Raw genomic sequence first — 17,795 nt, 5'->3', positions numbered from 1 at the left:
CCTTCCCCATGTATCTGATCAATTTCCTGCGCGCGGTGCTTCACATGCTGTTCATGGCGGTGACCGTCGTGCCCTGGGCGCTGGCGGTGGTGATCGCCGCGCCCTTTCTCAACAGCACGAAGGTCTACTGGATGTGCGCACGCTGGCTCAAGCTGGCGGTCGACGGCGGTACCGTGATCCTGGGCATCCGCAACAAGGTGATCGGCTACGAGAACCTGCCGGTCGGGACGACCGCACCGGCGGTGCTGCTGGTCAAGCACCAGTCGCTGTGGGAGACCTTCAGCATGGCGGCGCTGATGCCGCACCCGCTGGCCTTCGTGTTCAAGAAGGAACTGCTGCGGGTGCCGTTCTTCGGCTGGGCCATGGGCCGCATGGACATGATCCACATCGACCGCGCCGACGGCGCACGCGCCTTCGTCAAGGTGGTGCAGCAGGGCCAGCGCCTACTCGACCAGGGCACCTGGGTCATCATGTTCCCCGAAGGCACGCGCATCGCGCGCGGCGAGAAGGGCGTCTACAAGACCGGCGGCACGCGGCTGGCGATCCGCACCGGAGCCCCGGTGATCCCGATCGCCGTGACCTCGGCCAAGTGCTGGCCGCGCAAGGCCTTCGTGAAGAAGCCGGGTACGGTCGAGTTCTCGATCGGCAAGCCGATTCCCAGTGCCGGCCGCGACGCCGACGAGCTGATGAAAGAGGTCGAGGACTGGATCGAAGGCGAGATGCACCGGCTCGACCCGGACGCCTACACCAAGGCCTGAGTCGATCCATGCAGCGCTTCGTCCAGCTGGCGCTTGATTTTCTGACCGGGTCCGACCCGGTGGCGAAGCCACCGGCGCCTGCGGCGCCGCGCGTCGACGGGCCGCCGGCCGAGTCGATGACGGCAGTGTTCCAGCCCGGCACCTGGCACCACCCGCGCGCCAACCGGCGCGTGCGCCTGGCCGGGTACGAAGTGGCCTACGAATTCGCGCGCGGCAAGCGCCGCACCATCGGGCTGTCGGTCAGCCCGGAGGGCCTGAGCGTGCGCGCGCCGCGCTGGACGCCCGTGGGCGAGGTCGAGGCCTATCTGCACGAGAAGTCGGGCTGGGTGCTCGACAAGCTGCGCGATGCGCGTGAGCGGGCCGGCGCACTGGAGCGGTCCCGCACGGTCTGGGCCGATGGGGCCGAATTCGACTTCCTGGGGCAGCGCGTCTGCCTGCGGCTGGACCCGGCCCACGGGTTCAAGCAGGTCGGCGCGGTGCTGGAGCCGGCCGACGGGGAACGCCCGGCGACCTTGTGGCTGGGGCTGGCGAACAACGCGGGCGAGGGGCAGATCCGCGACGCGGCGCAGGCCTGGCTGATGCGGCAGGCGCAGCAGCTGTTCACCGAGAGCCTGGACAGGTTTGCGCCTCAGCTCGGCGTGACGTACACGAAGCTGCGGCTGTCCAGCGCCGGCACACGCTGGGGCAGCGCGAGCGCCGACGGCACGATTCGCCTGAACTGGCGCCTGGTGCACCTCAAGCCCGAGATGATCGACTACGTGGTCGTGCACGAACTGAGCCACCTGCGCCACATGGACCACAGTCCGCAGTTCTGGGACGTGGTCGCCAGCGTGATGCCCGACCACCTGCAGCGGCGCAAAGCGCTCAAGCGCGTGGCGTTGTCGTAAGGCCCCCGCGCTCCGCCGCTGCGCGGGTCGGTGCACCCAGAGGGAGCGCGTTTCACTTTGGGGCGGCCCGGCGGTGAAACGCCGGCTAGACCGCGCTGAAGCGCCAGACCCCGTCGACATCCTGTGTGCGCCGCAGCTTGCCCTGGAACCAAAGCCGGTGCAGGTGGGCCACCGACTCGCCCATCGCGAAGGTGCTCTGGTGCAGGTCCAGCGGGCGGTGGAACAGCACCGGGATCATTTCCCAGGCGCTGTGCGGTCGCTGGGCGCAGGCTTCCAGCACCTCGGCCAGCCGGTCGTCGTGGTGTTCCTGCAGCTGCTTGATGCGTTCGTGCAGGCCGGTGAAGGGCTTGCCGTGTGAGGGCAGCACCAGTGTGTCGGGCGGCAGCGGCAGGTAGCGCTCCAGCGAGTCGAGGAACTGCGACAGCGGATCGCTCTCGGGTTCCACGTCGTACACGCTGACGTTGGTGCTGATGCGTGGCAGCACCATGTCGCCGCTGATCAGCAAACCGAGCGCATCGCAGTGCAGCGCCATGTGTTCGGGTGCGTGGCCGTAGCCCGCGATGCAGCGCCAGCCGTGGCCACCGATGTCCACCACCTGCCCGTCCATCAGCCGCCGGTACTGGCTCGGCACGCCCGGCACCAGGCCGGGGTAGTAGCCCGCGCGGGCACGGATCTTCTCCAGCGAGGCCGGATCGAGCAGGCCGTGCGCGCGGAAAAACGCGGCCGCGCCGTCGCCACCGAAGCCGGTGGTGCTGCGCGAGCCGATGCGGGCCATGTGGTAGTCCGTCCCGCTGATCCAGAGCCTGCAATCGTGGTCGGGTGTGCTCCAGCGCTCGCACAGCCACTGCGCCAGGCCGATGTGGTCGGGGTGCATGTGTGTGACCACCAGGCGCAGGACCGGCAAGCCTTCGAGCTCGTTTGCAAAGATCTCTTCCCACTGCGCCTTCGCTTCGTCGCGCGCAATGCAGGTGTCCACCACCGTCCAGCCTTCGCGACCGTCCAGCGTGTCGCGCAGCAGCCAGAGGTTGATGTGGTCCAGCGCAAACGGCAGCGCCATGCGGATCCACTTCACGCCGGGCGCGACCACCAGCGTGCGGCCGGGCTCGGGCAGGGCATCTCCCTGCGGGTAGTGAAGCCGGGCTTCGAGCTGGTCTTTGGTGGCAGAGGTCATGGGCCGTTTCTCGAAGGGCGTTCCGTTAAACTGACGTTGACGTAAACGTCAGGCTGCGATGCATTCTAGGGAGCGATCCCGGCCGCGGCTGTCCGAAAGCCGACACCCCCTCCAAGACCATGGCGACCAACCCGACCTATTCCATCAGCGATCTCGCGCGCGAGTTCGACCTGACCACGCGCGCCATCCGCTTCTACGAGGACATGGGGCTGATCCAGCCGCAGCGCGAGGGGCCGGGGGGCCGCAACCGTGTCTACAGCTCGCGCGACCGCACGCGGCTGAAGCTCACGCTGCGCGCCAAGCGCCTGGGCCTGTCGCTGACCGAGGCCAAGGACATCATCGACATGTATGACAGCCCGCGCGACACCGGGCCGCAGCTGCGCAAGTTCCTCACCGTGCTGGCCGACCACAAGCGGCAGCTGGAAGAGCAGCTGGCCGACCTAGTGGCCAACCTCGACGAGGTCAAGGTGCACGAGAAGGAGGCCAGGGCGCTACTGGCCAAGGTGGAAAAGTCCGGCAAGGTCTAGACTGCGGGTCCCTTTTGCTCTTTCCACCTTCGACCATGGCTCTTGTCGCAACCGCCATCGTGGCCCTGCTGGCCGTCCTGCACGTCTACATCCTCGTGCTGGAAATGTTTCTCTGGGACACCCCCAAGGGCCGCAAGGCCTTCAACCTCACGCCCGAGTTTTCCGCCGCCAGCAAGGCGCTGGCCGCCAACCAGGGGCTGTACAACGGCTTTCTCGCGGCCGGCCTGTTCTGGGGGCTCTGGCTGGGCGCTGAAGGTTTTGGCGTGAAGGTGTTTTTCCTTGCCTGCATCCTGGTCGCCGGCCTCTACGGCGCCGCGACCGCCACCCGCAAGATCCTGTTCATCCAGGCCGTGCCCGCCGCTCTGGGGCTTGCCGCGCTGTTCCTCTCACGCTGATCCTTTTTCGCCGCCGAACGCGGCGGCAACGGTCTGCGGGTTGATCCGCACTTGCCGCATCGGATCGGCGTCGGTCATAATTGACGTTTACGTAAACGTAAATCAGATCCATGACCCAGTCCACCGACCACGACGCCCTGCGCCAGCGCGTGCAGACCAGCCTGGACCGCCAGGGGATGATGCAGGCGCTCGGTGTGCGCCTGCTGGCCGTGGCGTCCGGCGAGGTCGCGTTGGCTCTCCCGTATTCCGACCGCGTGACGCAACAGCAAGGCGGCTTTCACGGCGGTGCCATGGGCGCACTGGCCGACATCGCGGGGGGCTACGCGGCACTGACGGTGGCGCCCGAGGGCATGGAAGTCACGACCGTCGAATACAAGATCAACTTCCTCGCGGCCTTCCAGGGCGGCGAACTGCACGCCACTGGTCGCGTGACCAAGGCCGGCAAACGCATCATCGTGACCACCGCGGAGGTGGTGCACGTGGCGGCCGACGGCAAACGCTCGGACTGCGCCGTGATGCAGCAGACCCTGGTGCCGGTGCCCAAGACCTATTGAACATTCAACGCCCAACGCCCAACGCCCAACGCCCAACGGAGACACAACATGACCAACCTGCCCGGCCTCAATTTCCAGCTCGGTGAAGACATCGACGCCCTGCGTGATGCGGTGCGCGACTTTGCACAGGCCGAGATCGCACCACGCGCAGCCGAGATCGACCGCACCGACCAGTTCCCGATGGACTGCTGGCGCAAGATGGGCGAACTGGGCGTGCTGGGCATCACTGTGCCCGAGCAGTACGGCGGCGCCAACATGGGCTACCTCGCGCACATGGTCGCGATGGAAGAAATCAGCCGCGCCAGCGCCTCGGTGGGCCTGAGCTACGGCGCGCACAGCAACCTGTGTGTGAACCAGATCAACCGCAACGGCACCGACGCGCAGAAGGCCAAGTACCTGCCCAAGCTCATCAGCGGCGAACACGTGGGCGCGCTGGCCATGAGCGAACCGGGCGCCGGCTCCGACGTGATCAGCATGAAGCTGAAGGCCGAGGACAAGGGCGGCTACTACCTGCTCAACGGCAACAAGATGTGGATCACCAACGGCCCGGATGCCGACACCCTGGTGGTCTATGCCAAGAGCGAGCCCGAGATGGGCGCGCGCGGTGTCACCGCCTTCCTGATCGAAAAGGGCATGAAGGGCTTCTCGATCGCCCAGAAGCTCGACAAGCTGGGCATGCGCGGCAGCCACACCGGCGAACTGGTGTTCCAGGACGTCGAAGTGCCGGCCGAGAACATCCTGGGTGGCCTGAACATGGGTGCGAAGGTGCTGATGTCGGGCCTGGACTATGAGCGCGCCGTGCTCACCGGCGGGCCGCTGGGCATCATGCAGTCGGTCATGGACAACGTGATCCCGTACATCCACGACCGCAAGCAGTTCGGCCAGAGCATCGGCGAGTTCCAGCTGATCCAGGGCAAGGTCGCCGACATGTACACCGTGCTGCAGGCCGCGCGCAGCTTCGCCTACACCGTGGCCAAGAACCTCGATCTGCTGGGTACCGACCACGTGCGCCAGGTGCGCAAGGACTGCGCCTCGGTGATCCTCTGGACTGCCGAGAAGGCAACCTGGATGGCGGGCGAGGGCGTGCAGATCTACGGCGGCAACGGCTACATCAACGAGTACCCGCTGGGCCGCCTGTGGCGCGACGCCAAGCTGTACGAGATCGGTGCCGGCACCAGCGAAATCCGCCGCATGCTGATCGGCCGCGAGCTGTTCGCGGAAACGTGCTGAATGTGGCCCCCACGCTCCGCCGCTGCGCGTGTCGCCTAGGTAACATCGCCGCATGAGCACATCCATCCAGACCCTGATCGAGAACAACCGCCGCTGGGCCGCCGAGACCGAGCGCGACCGGCCAGGCTATTTCAGCCAGCTGGCCCAGCAGCAGAACCCCAAGTACCTGTGGATCGGCTGTTCCGACAGCCGGGTGCCGGCCAACCAGATCACCGGGCTGGAGCCGGGTGAAGTCTTCGTGCACCGCAACGTGGCCAACGTGGTGGTGCACTCCGACCTGAATGCGCTGTCGGTGATCCAGTTCGCGGTCGAGTACCTCAAGGTCGAGCACATCCTGGTCGTCGGTCACTACGGTTGCGGTGGCGTGCTGGCCACGCTGCGCGGCGCGCGCGTCGGCCTGGCCGACAACTGGCTGCGCCATGTGCACGACGTGAAGATGCGCCACCGCAAGCGCCTGGACCACCTGCCCGTGGCGGTGCAGGAAGACGTGCTGTGCGAAATGAACGTGATCGAGCAGGTGGGCAACGTGGCGCTGACCAACGTGCTGCAGGACGCCTGGGCGCGCGGCCAGAAGGTGTCGGTGCACGGCTGGTGCTATGGCCTCAAGGACGGCCTGGTGAAAGACCTCGGGTTGAGCATCAGCCGCCCGGAAGAAGTCATGCCGCAGTTCCGCAATGCGCTCAAGCGCTACCCGCGCGCCGAGACCTGAGGTATCGACCGGCCATGTTTCCCCAGCGTCTGGACTCGACCGTGGCCTACGACGTCGCCAAGGCGATGATGGACGGGTTCAACCGCCACTACCGCCTGTTCCGCGCCGAGTCCGCGCGCGCCAAGCACCGGTTCGAGACGCGCGACTGGCCGGGCCAGCAGCGCGCCCAGCGCGAGCGCATCGAGTTCTATGACCTGCGGGTCCATGAGTGCGTCAAGCGGCTGGTCAAGGAGTTCAGGGCCGACGCGCAGCCGATGGAGGTCTGGGAGCAGGTCAAGCTGCACTACATCGGCCTGCTGGTGAACCACCACCAGCCCGAGCTGGCCGAGACCTTCTTCAACTCGGTCACCACCAAGATCCTGCAGCGCGCGTACTTCCAGAACGACTTCATCTTCGTGCGGCCGGCCGTGTCGACCGAGTACATCGAAGACAACGCGCGCGGGGCGCTGCCGACCTACCGCAGCTACTACCCGACACACGACACCATGCGCCACGAGGTGCGGCGCATGGTCGAGGACTTCGACCTGCGTGTGCCCTTCGACGATCTCGGGCGCGATGCCGGTCTGATCCTCGAAGCCATGCGCCAGCGCTTCGATCACCACCGTCTGCGCGCCAACTTCCAGATCCAGGCGCTCTCGGGGCTGTTCTACCGGAATAAGGGTGCCTACGTGGTCGGCAAGATCATCAACGGCTTCCAGGAAGTGCCGTTCGCGCTGCCGATCCTGCACAACGAAAACGGCCGCCTCGTAATCGACGCCGCGCTGTTCGGCGAAGACGACCTGCTGATGCTGTTCAGCTTCGCCCGCGCCTACTTCATGGTCGACATGGAGGTGCCCAGCGCGTACGTGCAGTTTCTGCGCAGCCTGATGCCGCGCAAGCCGCGCGCCGAGTTCTACAACGCACTCGGCCTGGCCAAGCAGGGCAAGACCCTGTTCTACCGCGACTTCCTGGCGCACATGCGCCACAGCACCGACAGATTCCGCATTGCGCCCGGCATCAAGGGCATGGTGATGCTGGTGTTCGACCTGCCGAGCTTTCCCTTCGTGTTCAAGGTCATCAAGGACTACTACCCGCCGCAGAAGGACACGACGCGCGAGCAGATCCGCGGCAAATACCTGCTGGTGAAGCAGCACGACCGGGTGGGCCGCATGGCGGACACGCTGGAGTTCTCCGAGGTGGGCTTTCCGCGCGACCGCTTTACCGACGAACTGATCGCGGAGATCCAGAAGTTCGCCCCCAGCCAGATGGAGATCAGCGACCGCGACGGCGACGGCACGACCGAGGTCATCCTCAAGCACTGCTACATCGAGCGGCGAATGATCCCGCTCAACATCTACCTGCAGGAAGCCTTCGACACCCTGCAGGCCGAGGGCGTGGACGACACCCCGCTCCAGCGCGCGCGCGAACAGATCACGAAGGCCGTGGTCGAGTACGGCAACGCCATCAAGGATCTGGTCGCGGCCAACATCTTCCCGGGCGACATGCTCTGGAAGAACTTCGGCATCACCCGCCACGGCAAGGTCGTGTTCTACGACTACGACGAGATCGAATACATCACCGACTGCAACTTCCGCCGCGTGCCTGCGCCCCGCGATGAGGAAGAGGAGATGTCGGGCGAGATCTGGTATTCGGTCGGCCCGAAAGACGTGTTCCCCGAAACCTTCGGGCCCTTCCTGCTGGGCAATCCGCTGGTGCGGGAAGACTTCATGAAACACCACGCCGATCTGCTGGACGCCGCCTTCTGGCAGGCGCACCAGAAGCGCATCGCCGATGGGCATGTGTACGACGTGTTTCCCTACGAGCGTGCCCGGCGCTTCCGCGCGCAGGCGCACAAAGAACTTCTCGATTGACTGTTCCCTTTTATTTTGGAGACCTGAACATGAGCAACACCACCGATCCCATCGTCATCGTCGGCGCCGCCCGCACCCCCATGGGTTCGTTTCAGAGCGACTTCGCTGCGCTGTCCGCCCACGACCTGGGCGGGGTCGCGATCAAGGCCGCCGTCGAGCGCTCGGGCGTGGACAAGTCGCTGGTAGATGAAGTGCTGTTCGGCAACTGCCTGATGGCCGGCCAGGGCCAGGCACCCGCGCGCCAGGCCGCGCTCAAGGGTGGGCTGCCGCTGTCGGCCGGCGCGGTGACGCTGTCCAAGATGTGCGGCTCGGGCATGAAGGCCACGATGCTGGCGCACGACATGCTGCTGGCCGGCAGCGCGACCGTGATGGTCTCGGGCGGCATGGAGAGCATGACCAACGCGCCCTATCTGATGCTCAAGGGCCGCGGCGGTTACCGCATGGGCCACGACAAGATCTACGACCACATGATGCTCGACGGCCTCGAAGATGCCTACGAAGCCGGCCGCTCGATGGGCACCTTCGGCGAAGACTGCGCCGCCAAGTACAGCTTCACCCGCGAGCAGCAGGACGCCTTCGCCATCGCTTCGGTGACGCGCGCCAAGGCCGCGACCGAAAGCGGCGCCTTCGCCAAGGAAATCGCGCCCGTGACGGTCAAGGACCGCAGCGGCGAGCGCGTGGTGTCGGTGGACGAAGGCCCGGGCAAGGTCAAGCTGGACAAGGTCACCTCGCTCAAGCCCGCGTTCAAGAAAGACGGCACCATCACCGCCGCTTCGTCCTCGTCGATCAACGACGGTGCCGCCGCGCTGGTGCTGATGCGCGCCTCGACCGCGAAGGCGCAGGGCCTCAAGCCCCTGGCCACCATCGTCGGCCACGCCACGCACGCGCAGGAACCCAACTGGTTCGCCACCGCACCCGTGGGCGCCACGCAGAAGCTGCTGGCCAAGACCGGCTGGGCCGTGGGCGACGTGGACCTGTGGGAAATCAACGAGGCCTTCGCGGTCGTTCCGATGGCGCTGATGACCGAGCTGAGCATTCCCCACGAGAAGGTGAACGTCAACGGCGGTGCCTGCGCACTGGGCCACCCCATCGGCGCCTCGGGCGCCCGCATCCTGGTGACGCTGTTGCACGCGCTGCAGGCGCATGGCAAGAAGAAGGGCGTCGCCACGCTGTGCATCGGCGGCGGTGAAGCCACGGCGATGGCGATTGAGCTGATCTAACACCCCTCTGAAAATGCCATGAGTGCTGTTCTCGTCATCGGCGCCTCGCGCGGCATCGGCCTGGAGTTCGTGCGGCAGTACCGCGCGGCGGGTGATCGCGTGATCGCGACCGCGCGCGACGACGCGGGGCTGGAGCGCCTGCGGGACCTGGGCGCCGAGCCGATGCGGCTGGACGTGGCCGACCCGCTGAGCGCGAGCGGCGTGTCGTGGCAGCTCGATGGCGAGAAGATCGATGTCGCGCTGTATGTGGCCGGCGTGATTGACCGGGGCAATGCCACCTCGCCGCCGACGCAGCAGGCTTTCGACGCCCTGATGCACACCAATGTGCTGGGCCTGATGCAGGTGCTGCCGCAGGTCATGCCGATGGTCGAGGAGGCCGGCGGCGTGTTCGGCGCCATGTCGTCGGCCATGAGCCAGATCGGCGCGGTACCGGGCAGCAACAGCTGGCTCTACCGCGTGAGCAAGGCGGCGCTGAACATGGCCGTGAGCAGCGCGCGCTTCAACTATCCCAGGGCGACCCTGGTGACGCTGGACCCGGGCTGGGTGCAGACCGACATGGGCGGCGGCGCCGCGCCGCTGACCGCCGAAGCCAGCGTGCGAGGACTGCGCGATGTGCTGGCGCATCTGAACCCCGACGACAACGGCCGCCTCATCCACCACGACGGCCGCCGCGCAACGACCTGGTGACCGATCCACACAACCCCCGAAGAGACAAGACATGCTGCTGACCCAAGACCAGGAAATGATCCGCGACGCCGTGCGCAGCTTTGCGCAGGAACAGCTGTGGCCGCACGCCGCGAAGTGGGACAAGGATCACCACTTTCCGAAAGACGTACACCAGGGGCTGGCCGAGCTGGGCGCTTACGGCATCTGCGTGCCCGAAGAACTGGGCGGCGCGGGGCTGGACTACCTGACGCTCGCGCTCGTGCTCGAAGAAATCGCGGCCGGCGACGGTGGCACCAGCACCGCCATCAGCGTCACCAACTGCCCCTACAACGCCATCCTGATGAAGTACGGCACGCCGGCGCAGCAGCAGCAGTGGCTGGTGCCCGCGGCGCGCGGCGACATCCTGGGCGCCTTCTGCCTCACCGAGCCGCACGTGGGCTCGGACGCCTCCGGCCTGCGGACCACGGCAGTGCGCGAGGGCGACGAATACGTCATCAACGGCGTCAAGCAGTTCATCACCAGCGGCAAGAACGGCCAGGCCGCGGTGGTGATCGCCGTGACCGACAAAGGCGCGGGCAAGAAGGGCATGAGCGCCTTCATGGTGCCCACCGACAACCCGGGCTGGCAGGTCGCGCGGCTGGAAGACAAGGTCGGCCAGCACAGCAGCGACACCGCGCAGATCAACTTCGACAACTGCCGCATCCCGGCCGAGAACCTGATCGGCCAGGAAGGCGAGGGCTACAAGATTGCGCTCTCTGCGCTCGAAGGCGGACGCATCGGCATCGCGGCGCAGAGCGTGGGCATGGCGCGCAGCGCGCTCGACGTGGCGATCGCCTATGCCAAGGACCGGCAGAGTTTCGGCACCGCCATCTTCAACCACCAGGCCGTGGGTTTCCGGCTGGCCGAATGCGCGACGAAGCTCGAAGCCGCGCGGCAACTGATCTGGCACGCTGCCGCGTTGCGCGACGCGGTCCGGCCCTGCCTGAAAGAGGCCGCGATGGCCAAGCTGTTCGCCAGCGAGACCGCCGAACAGATTTGCTCGGCGGCGATCCAGACGCTGGGCGGTTATGGCTATGTGAACGACTTCCCGGTCGAGCGCATCTGGCGCGACGTGCGCGTCTGCCAGATCTACGAAGGCACGAGCGACGTGCAGAAGATCATCATTCAGCGCGCTCTGTGAGCGCGCTGAATGGTCAGTTCGGCGCAGGCGGAATCGTCAGGCCTTTGGCCACCGCCGGCCGGGCCAGGAACGCCTGCAGCACGCGCTCCACTTCCGGGTAGTCGCTGAAGCCCACGAGGTCTCCGGCGCCGTAGAAGCCCACGAGGTTGCGCACCCACGGGAAGATGGCGATGTCGGCGATGGTGTAGTCCTCGCCCATGATCCAGGCACGACCCGCCAGGCGCTGGTTCAGCACGCCGAGCAGGCGCTTGGTCTCGGCGGCGTAGCGGCCCAGCGGGCGCTTGTCCTCGATCTCCTTGCCCGCGAATTTGTGGAAGAAGCCGAGCTGGCCAAACATCGGACCAACACCGCCCATCTGGAACATCAGCCACTGGATAGTCTCATAGCGTTGCGCCGGGTCGGCGGGCAGGAACTGGCCCGTCTTCTCGGCCAGGTAGATCAGGATCGCGCCCGACTCCCATAGCGCCAGCGGCTGACCGCCGGGGCCGTTGGGGTCGAGGATGGCGGGGATCTTGTTGTTCGGGTTGAGCGAGAGGAACTCGGGCGAAAGCTGGTCGTTGGTGTCGAAGGCCACACGGTGCACTTCGTACGGTATGCCCAGCTCTTCCAGCAGGATCGACACCTTCACACCGTTGGGCGTGGGCAGGCTGTAGAGCTGCAGGCGCTCGGGGTGGGCGGCGGGCCACTTGTGGGTGATGGCGAAGGTGGACAGATCGGTCATGAGGCATTCCTTTCGTCGCGCACATTAGCAGCTTGAACGCCGGCCGTGGCCGCGCGCTACGATGACCCTTTTGCAGCCCTGAGGAGACACACCCATGCCCATCACCAAAGGTTTTCGCGCCCTCGTCGACGAAGCCACCGCCCAGATCACCACCTACAGCGTCGAGCAGGTCCGCGCGCGCCTGGGCAGCGACGCCACGCTGCAGGTGGTCGACATCCGCGACCCGCGCGAGCTCGAACGCGAAGGCACGGTGCCCGGCTGCGTGCACGCGCCGCGCGGCATGCTGGAGTTCTGGGTCGACCCGGAGTCGCCGTACTACAAACCGGTTTTCGGCGACGAGAGCAAGGAGTTCGTGCTGTTCTGCGGCGCGGGCTGGCGCAGCGCGCTGGCGACCAAGGCCCTGCAGGACATGGGCATGACCAACGTCGCCCACATCGACGGCGGCTTCGGCGCCTGGGCCAAGGCCGGGGCGCCGGTTGAAACCCTCGAAGCCCACAAGGCCGCCAGCAAGGCCGCGCGCGGATGAGCGTCGCCGGGCCGCTCCCAAGGCGCTCAGCCCCGCAGTGCGCAGCACGGAGGGCAGACCCATGAGCGTGGCGCCGACCGGAGCCTGCCCCTGCGGCCGGCGCGATGCGCGCGGCAAGGCGCTCGCCTACGCCGATTGCTGCGGCCGCTACCTCGACCACGACATCCCGGCGCCCGATGCCGAGAGCCTGATGCGCTCGCGCTACAGCGCCTTCGTGCTCGACCGGGCCGGCTACCTGCAAGCGAGCTGGCACGCCAGCACGCGCCCGGCCGAGCTCACGCTGGAGCCGGGGCAGAAGTGGCTGGGGCTGGAGGTGAAGGCGCATCGCGCGATCGACGCCGACCATGCCGAGGTCGAATTCGTCGCGCGCTCGCGCTTTCAGGGTCGCGGTGTGCGCCTGCACGAGACCAGCCGCTTCGTGCGCGAGGGCGGGCGCTGGTTCTACGTCGACGGCGACATGCACTGAGCAGGGGAGGCACCCGACCTTCGTCGGGTGTTCCGTGTCTCGACCAGCTTCTACACTGCGCCCCTTGATTGTTTTTCATGGGGAGTGTCCATGTCGTTCGTGCGCGTGCGCCAGTGGCTGGTGCGTGGTGGAGTGGTGGCAGGGCTGGTTCTGGCGCTGGCCGGATGCGGGGGCGGTTCGTCGTCCGGCGTGACCGGGGAAGCGGAGACTCGGGCTGCGGCGGTGACGCTCACCGAGCAGGCCGTGATGGCCGAAGGCGCCCGTTTGAATGCCGCCGAACTGCAGCGGGCCGCCAACGGCGAGGACACCGCTTCGGTGAGCCGTTCGACCACCGGCCGGACGCCCAAGGTCGCTGCGGCCGCGGCCGACACGCGCGTGGCCGTGTTCCGTTTCTTCAACACCGCGACCGGCACCCACTTCTACACCGCCAGCGTGGAAGAGCGCGACCGCATCATCGCCACCCTGCCGGTGCTGCAGTACGAAGGCCCGGCGTTCTATGCCAGCAGTGCCGCCAACACCGCGCTCAGCCCGGTCTACCGCTTCTACAACCGCACGGCCGGCGTGCACTTCTACACCATCAGCGAAGACGAGAAGAACAGCATCATCGCCAACCTGCCGCAGTACACCTACGAAGGCCCGGCCTACTTCGCGAGCAAGGTCGCGGGCGAGAACATGCTCAAGCCGCTGTTCCGCTTCTACATCCTGAGCAAGGGCGTGCACTTCTTCACCGCCAGCAGCGCCGAAGCCGACAGCATCAAGGCCAACCTGCCCGACTACAAGTACGAAGGCATCGCCTACTACGTGCTGATCGGCCCTGCCGAAAATGCGCCCGGCAAGATCTACAAGGGCCTGGCCGCGCCGACCACACAGGCCGCGGCCATCACGCAGACGACCAACGAAGGCGCCGCAGGCTACACCTACGTCACCGACTACTTCTTCAGCAACGTGAGCCAGCAGGGCGCGATCTACTTCAGCGACCAGGCCAGCCCGCGCACCTACCAGACCAAGATCCTGAGCACGGCCGTGACCAACGCCGGCAGCAAGGTCTCTGCGCTGAACGTCCAGGGCAACCTGGGCTATGGCTACCAGGGCGACGTGTTCTTCTCGGGCAACGGGCTGCAGGCCTCGGCGCGCCACGTCAAGCCCACGCCCGGCAGCGGCAACATGAGCTACGCCGCCGTGGAGGCGCCCACGACCCAGGCCGCCTACCTGACCCTGCTCAACCAGCAAGGCGCGCTGGGCTTCCGCTATCTCGGTCCGGTGATCTACAGCACCACCACCAGCCTGCTGTTCGAAAAGAGCAGCCAGCGCCCCGGCCCGTTCACCTACCGCATGGTGGCATCCGCCACGACCGCCTCGGCCTTCGAGACCCAGGCCAACACGCAGGGCGCCGAGGGCTACGCGTTCAAGGGCCCCATCATGGTCGGCGGCACGAGCTACGACCTCTACGCCAAGGACGGCAGCAAGTACGCCGTGTTCAGCTACAAGACCGCGGTGCTCAACAGCGCCGACAGCATGGCGACCGTGGTGGCCGCGCTCAACGTGGAAGGCGCCAAGGGCTACTACTGGTTTGGCCCGATGAACTTCGGCGCCTCGGCGACCACCTATTCGATCTACTACAAGGGCAACTACGTCTGCCCGCCGCTGGGCGGCTGCTCCACGCCCGACGGCCTCTGAGCCATCGGCAGCCAGGCCGAGAGCACCGCGTGCAGATCGCCGGCGTCGACCGGCTTGCGCAGCACCAGGTAGCCCTCGGCCTCGGCGTCGTGCAGCTCGGGCGAGTCGAACTCGCCGCTGACCATCGCGCCGCTGGCGCCCGGGCAACGCTCCAGCAGCGCGCGCAGCAGGGCGAAGCCGCTCTCGCCGGAACGCAGCCGCTGGTCGCACAGGATCGCGTCCGGCAGGAAGCCCTGGTCCAGGGCTTCCTGCGCCTTGGCGCCCGAGGCCACGCAGCAGACCTGCACCCCCCAGCTCTCCAGCAGCGCCGACCACGCGGTCAGCACGGCCGGGTCGTCGTCGACCACCAGGCAGCGGCCAACCGGATGCGCCGCTGCGTCCGCGACCGATGTGCCCATTGAGCCGTGTGGCGAGGGGCTTGCGTCGGGCAGCTCCAGCGCCGGCAGCCGCAGCCAGAAGCGTGAGCCCTGGCCCTGCCGCGACTGGAAGCCATGCGTCGCGCCCATCAGCCGCGCGCAGCGTGCCACCACCGCCAGCCCCAGCCCGTGCCCCGCGCTGTCCATGCGCCAGGCGTGCTCGCTGCGGAAATACGGGCTGAACACCTGCGGCTCTTCGTCGGCGGCGATGCCGATGCCGGTGTCCCAGACCTCGATCAGCCAGTCAGCACCGCGCCGCCGCACACCCAGCAAAATCTCGCCCTGGGGCGGTGTGTAGCGGATCGCGTTGTGCGTCAGGTTCACCAGCGCCTGCCGCAAAAGCACCGGGTCGGCCACCACGGCCGCGCCGCGACGGGGCAGCCGCAGCCGCAGCGTCAGGCCGGCCAGCGTCGCCTGCTCGCGGAACAGGCGGACCACCTCGCCCATGACCGGCTGCAGCGCGACCGGCACGGCGCGCGAGGGCGTCTGCCCGGCCTCGAGCTTCGACAGGTCCAGCAGCGCGTTGAACAGCTGGCTCATCGCGTTCATGCTGCTCTTGAGGTCCGCCAGCAGCGGCGTGAGGGCCTGGTTCTGGTTGCGCAGGCCGATCGCCTCGACCATCAGCGACATCGCGTGCACCGGCTGGCGCAGGTCGTGGCTGGCGGTCGCGAGGAACAGGTTCTTTTCCTGCAGCGCCTCTTCGGCCACACGCTTGGCGTCCTGCAGCTCGCGGTTGGCCCGGCGCGTGCGCCGGTAGAGCGCGAACACGACGCCACCGCCCAGCAGCAACAACGCCGCACCCGCCGCGAGCGCGATCTGCTGCATGCGCCGGGTGCGCAGCTCGGCGTCCTGGACGCGGTTCTCCTGCGCCAGCTGTTCGATCTGCCGCTGGCGCTGCACCGCGTCGAACTGGCTCTGCAGCGTGGCCACCGCCTGCTCGCGCTCGACGCGGAACAGTTCCTTCGACAGCACCTGCTGCTCGCGGGTCGTCTCGACCGCCTCGCGGTAGCGGCCGGCCTGGGCGTACATGCGCGAGAGCTCGTCGAGCAGCGTCTCTTGCATCGTCTTCGCGCCCGCGCCTTGCAGGAACGCCAGCGCCGCCCGCACCTCGGTCACGCCCGCATCGACCTGGCCCTGTCCCATGAGCGAGAAGCCGCGGTTGGCCTGCGCCAGCGCCGCGCCGCCGAGGTCGCCGGCCTCCTGGTACTTCGCGCGGGCCTGGCGCATTAGCGGTTCGGCCTGGGCGTACTCCTTGCGCAGCAGGTGGATGTCGCCCATGTTGTTCAGCGCCGCCGCCTGCAGCGCCACCAGCCCCGAACCGCCCGCGATCTGAAGCGCCGACCGGTAGGCCTCAAGCGCCCGGTCCTGGTGACCCATGCCCGATTCGACATTGCCCCGGTTGAGCTGCAGGGTGCCGCGGGCCTGGGTGGCGCCCAGGGTCTGGGCGAACGCGTCGGCGGAGGCGATCGCCTGCAGCGCCTGCGCGCCGTTCTTCATCGCCATGTAGACCAGCGCCAGCTGTACCCGCGAGCGCAGCAGCGAAGCCTGCGCCTGCTTCGGGCGGGCGCGGGCGTGGTCCATGCTCTTGAGGATGTTGGCCAGCGCCGGCTCGAACTGGCCGGTGTTGTTCTGCAGGCTGCCCAGCATCAGGTGGTAGACCCACAGCGCCTCCGCGCTGCCGCTGCGCAGCGCCACCGGCTCCATCTGGCGGAGCTTTTCCAGCGCCCCGCCGGTGTCGCCACTGGCCGCCATGCGGTGGACGACCGAACCGGTGGCGAGCACCAGGGCCACGTCGTCGCGCCGCTCCTGCGCCAGCGCCATCAGGCGCCTGGCCGCCTCGTCGGCCTGTGCCGTCTGCCCGGTGTCCGACGCGAGGCCAACCAGCAGGCTCAGGTAGGTGCGTTGCACCTCGACCGACGGCGAAGCCTCGAACGCCGCTGCCTGCGCCCGCAACGCGCGCAGCGCGCGGCCGCTGTCCTGCAGCGCCAGCGTCTGCAGCGTGTCCAGTGCCTGCAACTCCTGCTGCTGCGCCTGCGCGGGCTGGCCCGCCAGCAGCGCCAGCGCGACGGCCAGCGCCAGAGCGGTGGGGCGGATCACGGCAGCTCCACGCGCCGGCCGCGCAGCGCAGTGATCGCCTCGACCCGGTTGCGCACACCCAGCCGCTCCAGGATGCCGGTCACATGTTCCTTCACCGTGCTCTCGGTGATGCCCAGTTCGGTCGCGATGCGCTTGTTGGGCAGGCCTCGCAGGATCAGCCGCAGGATGTCGCCCTGCCGCGGCGTCAGGCCCAGCTCCTGCGGCGACACTGCCCAGGCCTTGGGAGCAGGCGCGGCGGGCGGGGGTGTGAGCGCCGGGTCGAACCATTGCCCGCCGCCCATGACTGCGCGCAGCGCCGCGCCGAACTGTTCGGGCGAGGCCTGCTTGTGCACAAAGCCCTTGGCGCCTGCTGCGCGCACGCGCCGCGCGATCGCCGGGTCGTCGTCACCGCTGACCGCGATCCAGGGTGAGTCGGGGCATTCGCGCACCCATTGCTCCAGAAACGGCAGGCAGTTGCCATGTGCCAGCCACACATCGGCCACCAGCATCGCCGGGACTCCCTTCTCGCTGCGCAACTGCAGCACCTCGGACCACTGCGTCGCCACCGACACCTGCATCTGCGGTGCGATCGACTGCAGGTATTGCGCCATGCCGCGGCCGACCAGCGGGTGGTCGTCGAGCACGATGGCGTAGGGGGCTGGGCTGGTCATGGCGCGGTGGTGGGCGACAAACATCGTACCGCCCGCGACCCGCTTTTCAGGAGGTGCCAACCCCTCCTTCGGTAGGGTTCTCCGGCGCCGGGTTC

Annotated in this window: 18 protein-coding genes; 14 read left to right on the top strand and 4 right to left on the bottom strand. The window is 67.7% G+C overall.

What is annotated here, in order from left to right; all coding sequences use genetic code 11:
- The first annotated feature begins 8 nt into the window (after nucleotides 1-8).
- Nucleotides 9-758, top strand: a complete 750-nt coding sequence (locus ACLIJ1_RS13885) for a lysophospholipid acyltransferase family protein (protein ID WP_411366131.1) — start codon at nucleotides 9-11, stop codon at nucleotides 756-758.
- An 8-nt stretch (nucleotides 759-766) separates the two neighbouring features.
- Nucleotides 767-1,645, top strand: coding sequence for a M48 family metallopeptidase (locus tag ACLIJ1_RS13880; RefSeq protein WP_411366130.1), 879 nt, complete (start codon nucleotides 767-769; stop codon nucleotides 1,643-1,645).
- An 85-nt stretch (nucleotides 1,646-1,730) separates the two neighbouring features.
- Here ACLIJ1_RS13880 and ACLIJ1_RS13875 read toward each other — a convergent pair whose 3' ends face one another.
- Nucleotides 1,731-2,816 (bottom strand): MBL fold metallo-hydrolase, encoded by a 1,086-nt coding sequence (locus tag ACLIJ1_RS13875; RefSeq protein WP_411366129.1) that lies wholly within the window; start codon nucleotides 2,814-2,816, stop codon nucleotides 1,731-1,733.
- A gap of 119 nt (nucleotides 2,817-2,935) precedes the next feature.
- Between ACLIJ1_RS13875 and ACLIJ1_RS13870 the strand changes: the two genes are divergently transcribed.
- From ACLIJ1_RS13870 to ACLIJ1_RS13830, 9 genes are all read left to right on the top strand, one after another.
- The gene (locus tag ACLIJ1_RS13870; protein ID WP_411366128.1) at nucleotides 2,936-3,343 is read left to right on the top strand and encodes a MerR family transcriptional regulator; all 408 of its coding nucleotides are present in this window, start codon (nucleotides 2,936-2,938) and stop codon (nucleotides 3,341-3,343) included.
- A gap of 35 nt (nucleotides 3,344-3,378) precedes the next feature.
- The gene (locus ACLIJ1_RS13865; protein ID WP_411366127.1) at nucleotides 3,379-3,738 is read left to right on the top strand and encodes a DUF1304 domain-containing protein; all 360 of its coding nucleotides are present in this window, start codon (nucleotides 3,379-3,381) and stop codon (nucleotides 3,736-3,738) included.
- 110 nt (nucleotides 3,739-3,848) lie between these two features.
- The gene (locus tag ACLIJ1_RS13860; protein ID WP_411366126.1) at nucleotides 3,849-4,292 is read left to right on the top strand and encodes a PaaI family thioesterase; all 444 of its coding nucleotides are present in this window, start codon (nucleotides 3,849-3,851) and stop codon (nucleotides 4,290-4,292) included.
- Nucleotides 4,293-4,340: 48 nt separating this feature from the next.
- Nucleotides 4,341-5,522 carry an isovaleryl-CoA dehydrogenase gene (locus ACLIJ1_RS13855; protein WP_411366125.1) on the top strand — a complete coding sequence of 394 codons (1,182 nt, stop codon included), beginning with the start codon at nucleotides 4,341-4,343 and terminating at the stop codon, nucleotides 5,520-5,522.
- 52 nt (nucleotides 5,523-5,574) lie between these two features.
- Nucleotides 5,575-6,231, top strand: a complete 657-nt coding sequence (gene can, locus ACLIJ1_RS13850) for a carbonate dehydratase (protein ID WP_411366124.1) — start codon at nucleotides 5,575-5,577, stop codon at nucleotides 6,229-6,231.
- Nucleotides 6,232-6,245: 14 nt separating this feature from the next.
- Nucleotides 6,246-8,081 (top strand): bifunctional isocitrate dehydrogenase kinase/phosphatase, encoded by a 1,836-nt coding sequence (gene aceK, locus ACLIJ1_RS13845; protein WP_411366123.1) that lies wholly within the window; start codon nucleotides 6,246-6,248, stop codon nucleotides 8,079-8,081.
- Nucleotides 8,082-8,110: 29 nt separating this feature from the next.
- Entirely contained in the window at nucleotides 8,111-9,301 is a 1,191-nt protein-coding gene (locus ACLIJ1_RS13840; protein ID WP_411366122.1) for an acetyl-CoA C-acyltransferase, read from the top strand.
- An 18-nt stretch (nucleotides 9,302-9,319) separates the two neighbouring features.
- A complete protein-coding gene (locus ACLIJ1_RS13835; RefSeq protein ID WP_411366121.1) occupies nucleotides 9,320-9,988 on the top strand; it encodes an SDR family oxidoreductase in 669 nt (222 codons plus the stop codon).
- A 31-nt stretch (nucleotides 9,989-10,019) separates the two neighbouring features.
- Nucleotides 10,020-11,147 carry an acyl-CoA dehydrogenase family protein gene (locus tag ACLIJ1_RS13830; protein WP_411366120.1) on the top strand — a complete coding sequence of 376 codons (1,128 nt, stop codon included), beginning with the start codon at nucleotides 10,020-10,022 and terminating at the stop codon, nucleotides 11,145-11,147.
- A gap of 13 nt (nucleotides 11,148-11,160) precedes the next feature.
- Here ACLIJ1_RS13830 and ACLIJ1_RS13825 read toward each other — a convergent pair whose 3' ends face one another.
- Nucleotides 11,161-11,868, bottom strand: coding sequence for a glutathione S-transferase N-terminal domain-containing protein (locus ACLIJ1_RS13825; protein ID WP_411366119.1), 708 nt, complete (start codon nucleotides 11,866-11,868; stop codon nucleotides 11,161-11,163).
- Between the two features lie 94 nt (nucleotides 11,869-11,962).
- Between ACLIJ1_RS13825 and ACLIJ1_RS13820 the strand changes: the two genes are divergently transcribed.
- From ACLIJ1_RS13820 to ACLIJ1_RS13810, 3 genes are all read left to right on the top strand, one after another.
- Nucleotides 11,963-12,394 carry a rhodanese-like domain-containing protein gene (locus ACLIJ1_RS13820; protein WP_411366118.1) on the top strand — a complete coding sequence of 144 codons (432 nt, stop codon included), beginning with the start codon at nucleotides 11,963-11,965 and terminating at the stop codon, nucleotides 12,392-12,394.
- A gap of 61 nt (nucleotides 12,395-12,455) precedes the next feature.
- Nucleotides 12,456-12,860 (top strand): YchJ family protein, encoded by a 405-nt coding sequence (locus ACLIJ1_RS13815; protein ID WP_411366117.1) that lies wholly within the window; start codon nucleotides 12,456-12,458, stop codon nucleotides 12,858-12,860.
- A 90-nt stretch (nucleotides 12,861-12,950) separates the two neighbouring features.
- Nucleotides 12,951-14,537: a hypothetical protein gene (locus tag ACLIJ1_RS13810; RefSeq protein WP_411366116.1), complete on the top strand. Its 1,587-nt coding sequence runs from the start codon at nucleotides 12,951-12,953 to the stop codon at nucleotides 14,535-14,537.
- On the opposite strand, the gene ACLIJ1_RS13805 is transcribed toward ACLIJ1_RS13810, so the two are convergent.
- Together ACLIJ1_RS13805 and ACLIJ1_RS13800 are read right to left on the bottom strand one after the other, a co-directional pair.
- On the bottom strand, nucleotides 14,489-17,050 hold the full coding sequence (locus ACLIJ1_RS13805; protein WP_411366115.1) for an ATP-binding protein: 2,562 nt from the start codon (nucleotides 17,048-17,050) through the stop codon (nucleotides 14,489-14,491). The two genes, ACLIJ1_RS13810 and ACLIJ1_RS13805, sit on opposite strands and share 49 nt — an antisense overlap.
- The gene (locus ACLIJ1_RS13800; protein WP_411366114.1) at nucleotides 17,047-17,700 is read right to left on the bottom strand and encodes a LuxR C-terminal-related transcriptional regulator; all 654 of its coding nucleotides are present in this window, start codon (nucleotides 17,698-17,700) and stop codon (nucleotides 17,047-17,049) included. The genes ACLIJ1_RS13805 and ACLIJ1_RS13800 overlap by 4 nt, the downstream gene beginning before the upstream one ends.
- Between the last annotated feature and the right edge of the window lie 95 nt (nucleotides 17,701-17,795).

Origin of the sequence: Hydrogenophaga sp. RWCD_12 (assembly GCF_046604225.1) — a bacterium.
GTDB lineage: Bacteria > Pseudomonadota > Gammaproteobacteria > Burkholderiales > Burkholderiaceae_C > Hydrogenophaga.
Note: the sequence above shows the minus strand (reverse complement) of the source record. Positions and strands in the feature narration are given on the sequence as shown.

Coding starts and splice junctions, on each gene's coding strand:
- ACLIJ1_RS13840 (WP_411366122.1), top strand. CDS start 8,111: ATGAGCAACACCACCGATCCCATCGTCATCGTCGGCGCCGCCCGCACC.
- ACLIJ1_RS13865 (WP_411366127.1), top strand. CDS start 3,379: ATGGCTCTTGTCGCAACCGCCATCGTGGCCCTGCTGGCCGTCCTGCAC.
- aceK (WP_411366123.1), top strand. CDS start 6,246: ATGTTTCCCCAGCGTCTGGACTCGACCGTGGCCTACGACGTCGCCAAG.
- ACLIJ1_RS13825 (WP_411366119.1), bottom strand. CDS start 11,868: ATGACCGATCTGTCCACCTTCGCCATCACCCACAAGTGGCCCGCCGCC.
- ACLIJ1_RS13820 (WP_411366118.1), top strand. CDS start 11,963: ATGCCCATCACCAAAGGTTTTCGCGCCCTCGTCGACGAAGCCACCGCC.
- ACLIJ1_RS13830 (WP_411366120.1), top strand. CDS start 10,020: ATGCTGCTGACCCAAGACCAGGAAATGATCCGCGACGCCGTGCGCAGC.
- ACLIJ1_RS13835 (WP_411366121.1), top strand. CDS start 9,320: ATGAGTGCTGTTCTCGTCATCGGCGCCTCGCGCGGCATCGGCCTGGAG.
- ACLIJ1_RS13880 (WP_411366130.1), top strand. CDS start 767: ATGCAGCGCTTCGTCCAGCTGGCGCTTGATTTTCTGACCGGGTCCGAC.
- ACLIJ1_RS13870 (WP_411366128.1), top strand. CDS start 2,936: ATGGCGACCAACCCGACCTATTCCATCAGCGATCTCGCGCGCGAGTTC.
- ACLIJ1_RS13875 (WP_411366129.1), bottom strand. CDS start 2,816: ATGACCTCTGCCACCAAAGACCAGCTCGAAGCCCGGCTTCACTACCCG.
- ACLIJ1_RS13860 (WP_411366126.1), top strand. CDS start 3,849: ATGACCCAGTCCACCGACCACGACGCCCTGCGCCAGCGCGTGCAGACC.
- ACLIJ1_RS13800 (WP_411366114.1), bottom strand. CDS start 17,700: ATGACCAGCCCAGCCCCCTACGCCATCGTGCTCGACGACCACCCGCTG.
- ACLIJ1_RS13810 (WP_411366116.1), top strand. CDS start 12,951: ATGTCGTTCGTGCGCGTGCGCCAGTGGCTGGTGCGTGGTGGAGTGGTG.
- ACLIJ1_RS13885 (WP_411366131.1), top strand. CDS start 9: ATGTATCTGATCAATTTCCTGCGCGCGGTGCTTCACATGCTGTTCATG.
- ACLIJ1_RS13855 (WP_411366125.1), top strand. CDS start 4,341: ATGACCAACCTGCCCGGCCTCAATTTCCAGCTCGGTGAAGACATCGAC.
- ACLIJ1_RS13815 (WP_411366117.1), top strand. CDS start 12,456: ATGAGCGTGGCGCCGACCGGAGCCTGCCCCTGCGGCCGGCGCGATGCG.
- can (WP_411366124.1), top strand. CDS start 5,575: ATGAGCACATCCATCCAGACCCTGATCGAGAACAACCGCCGCTGGGCC.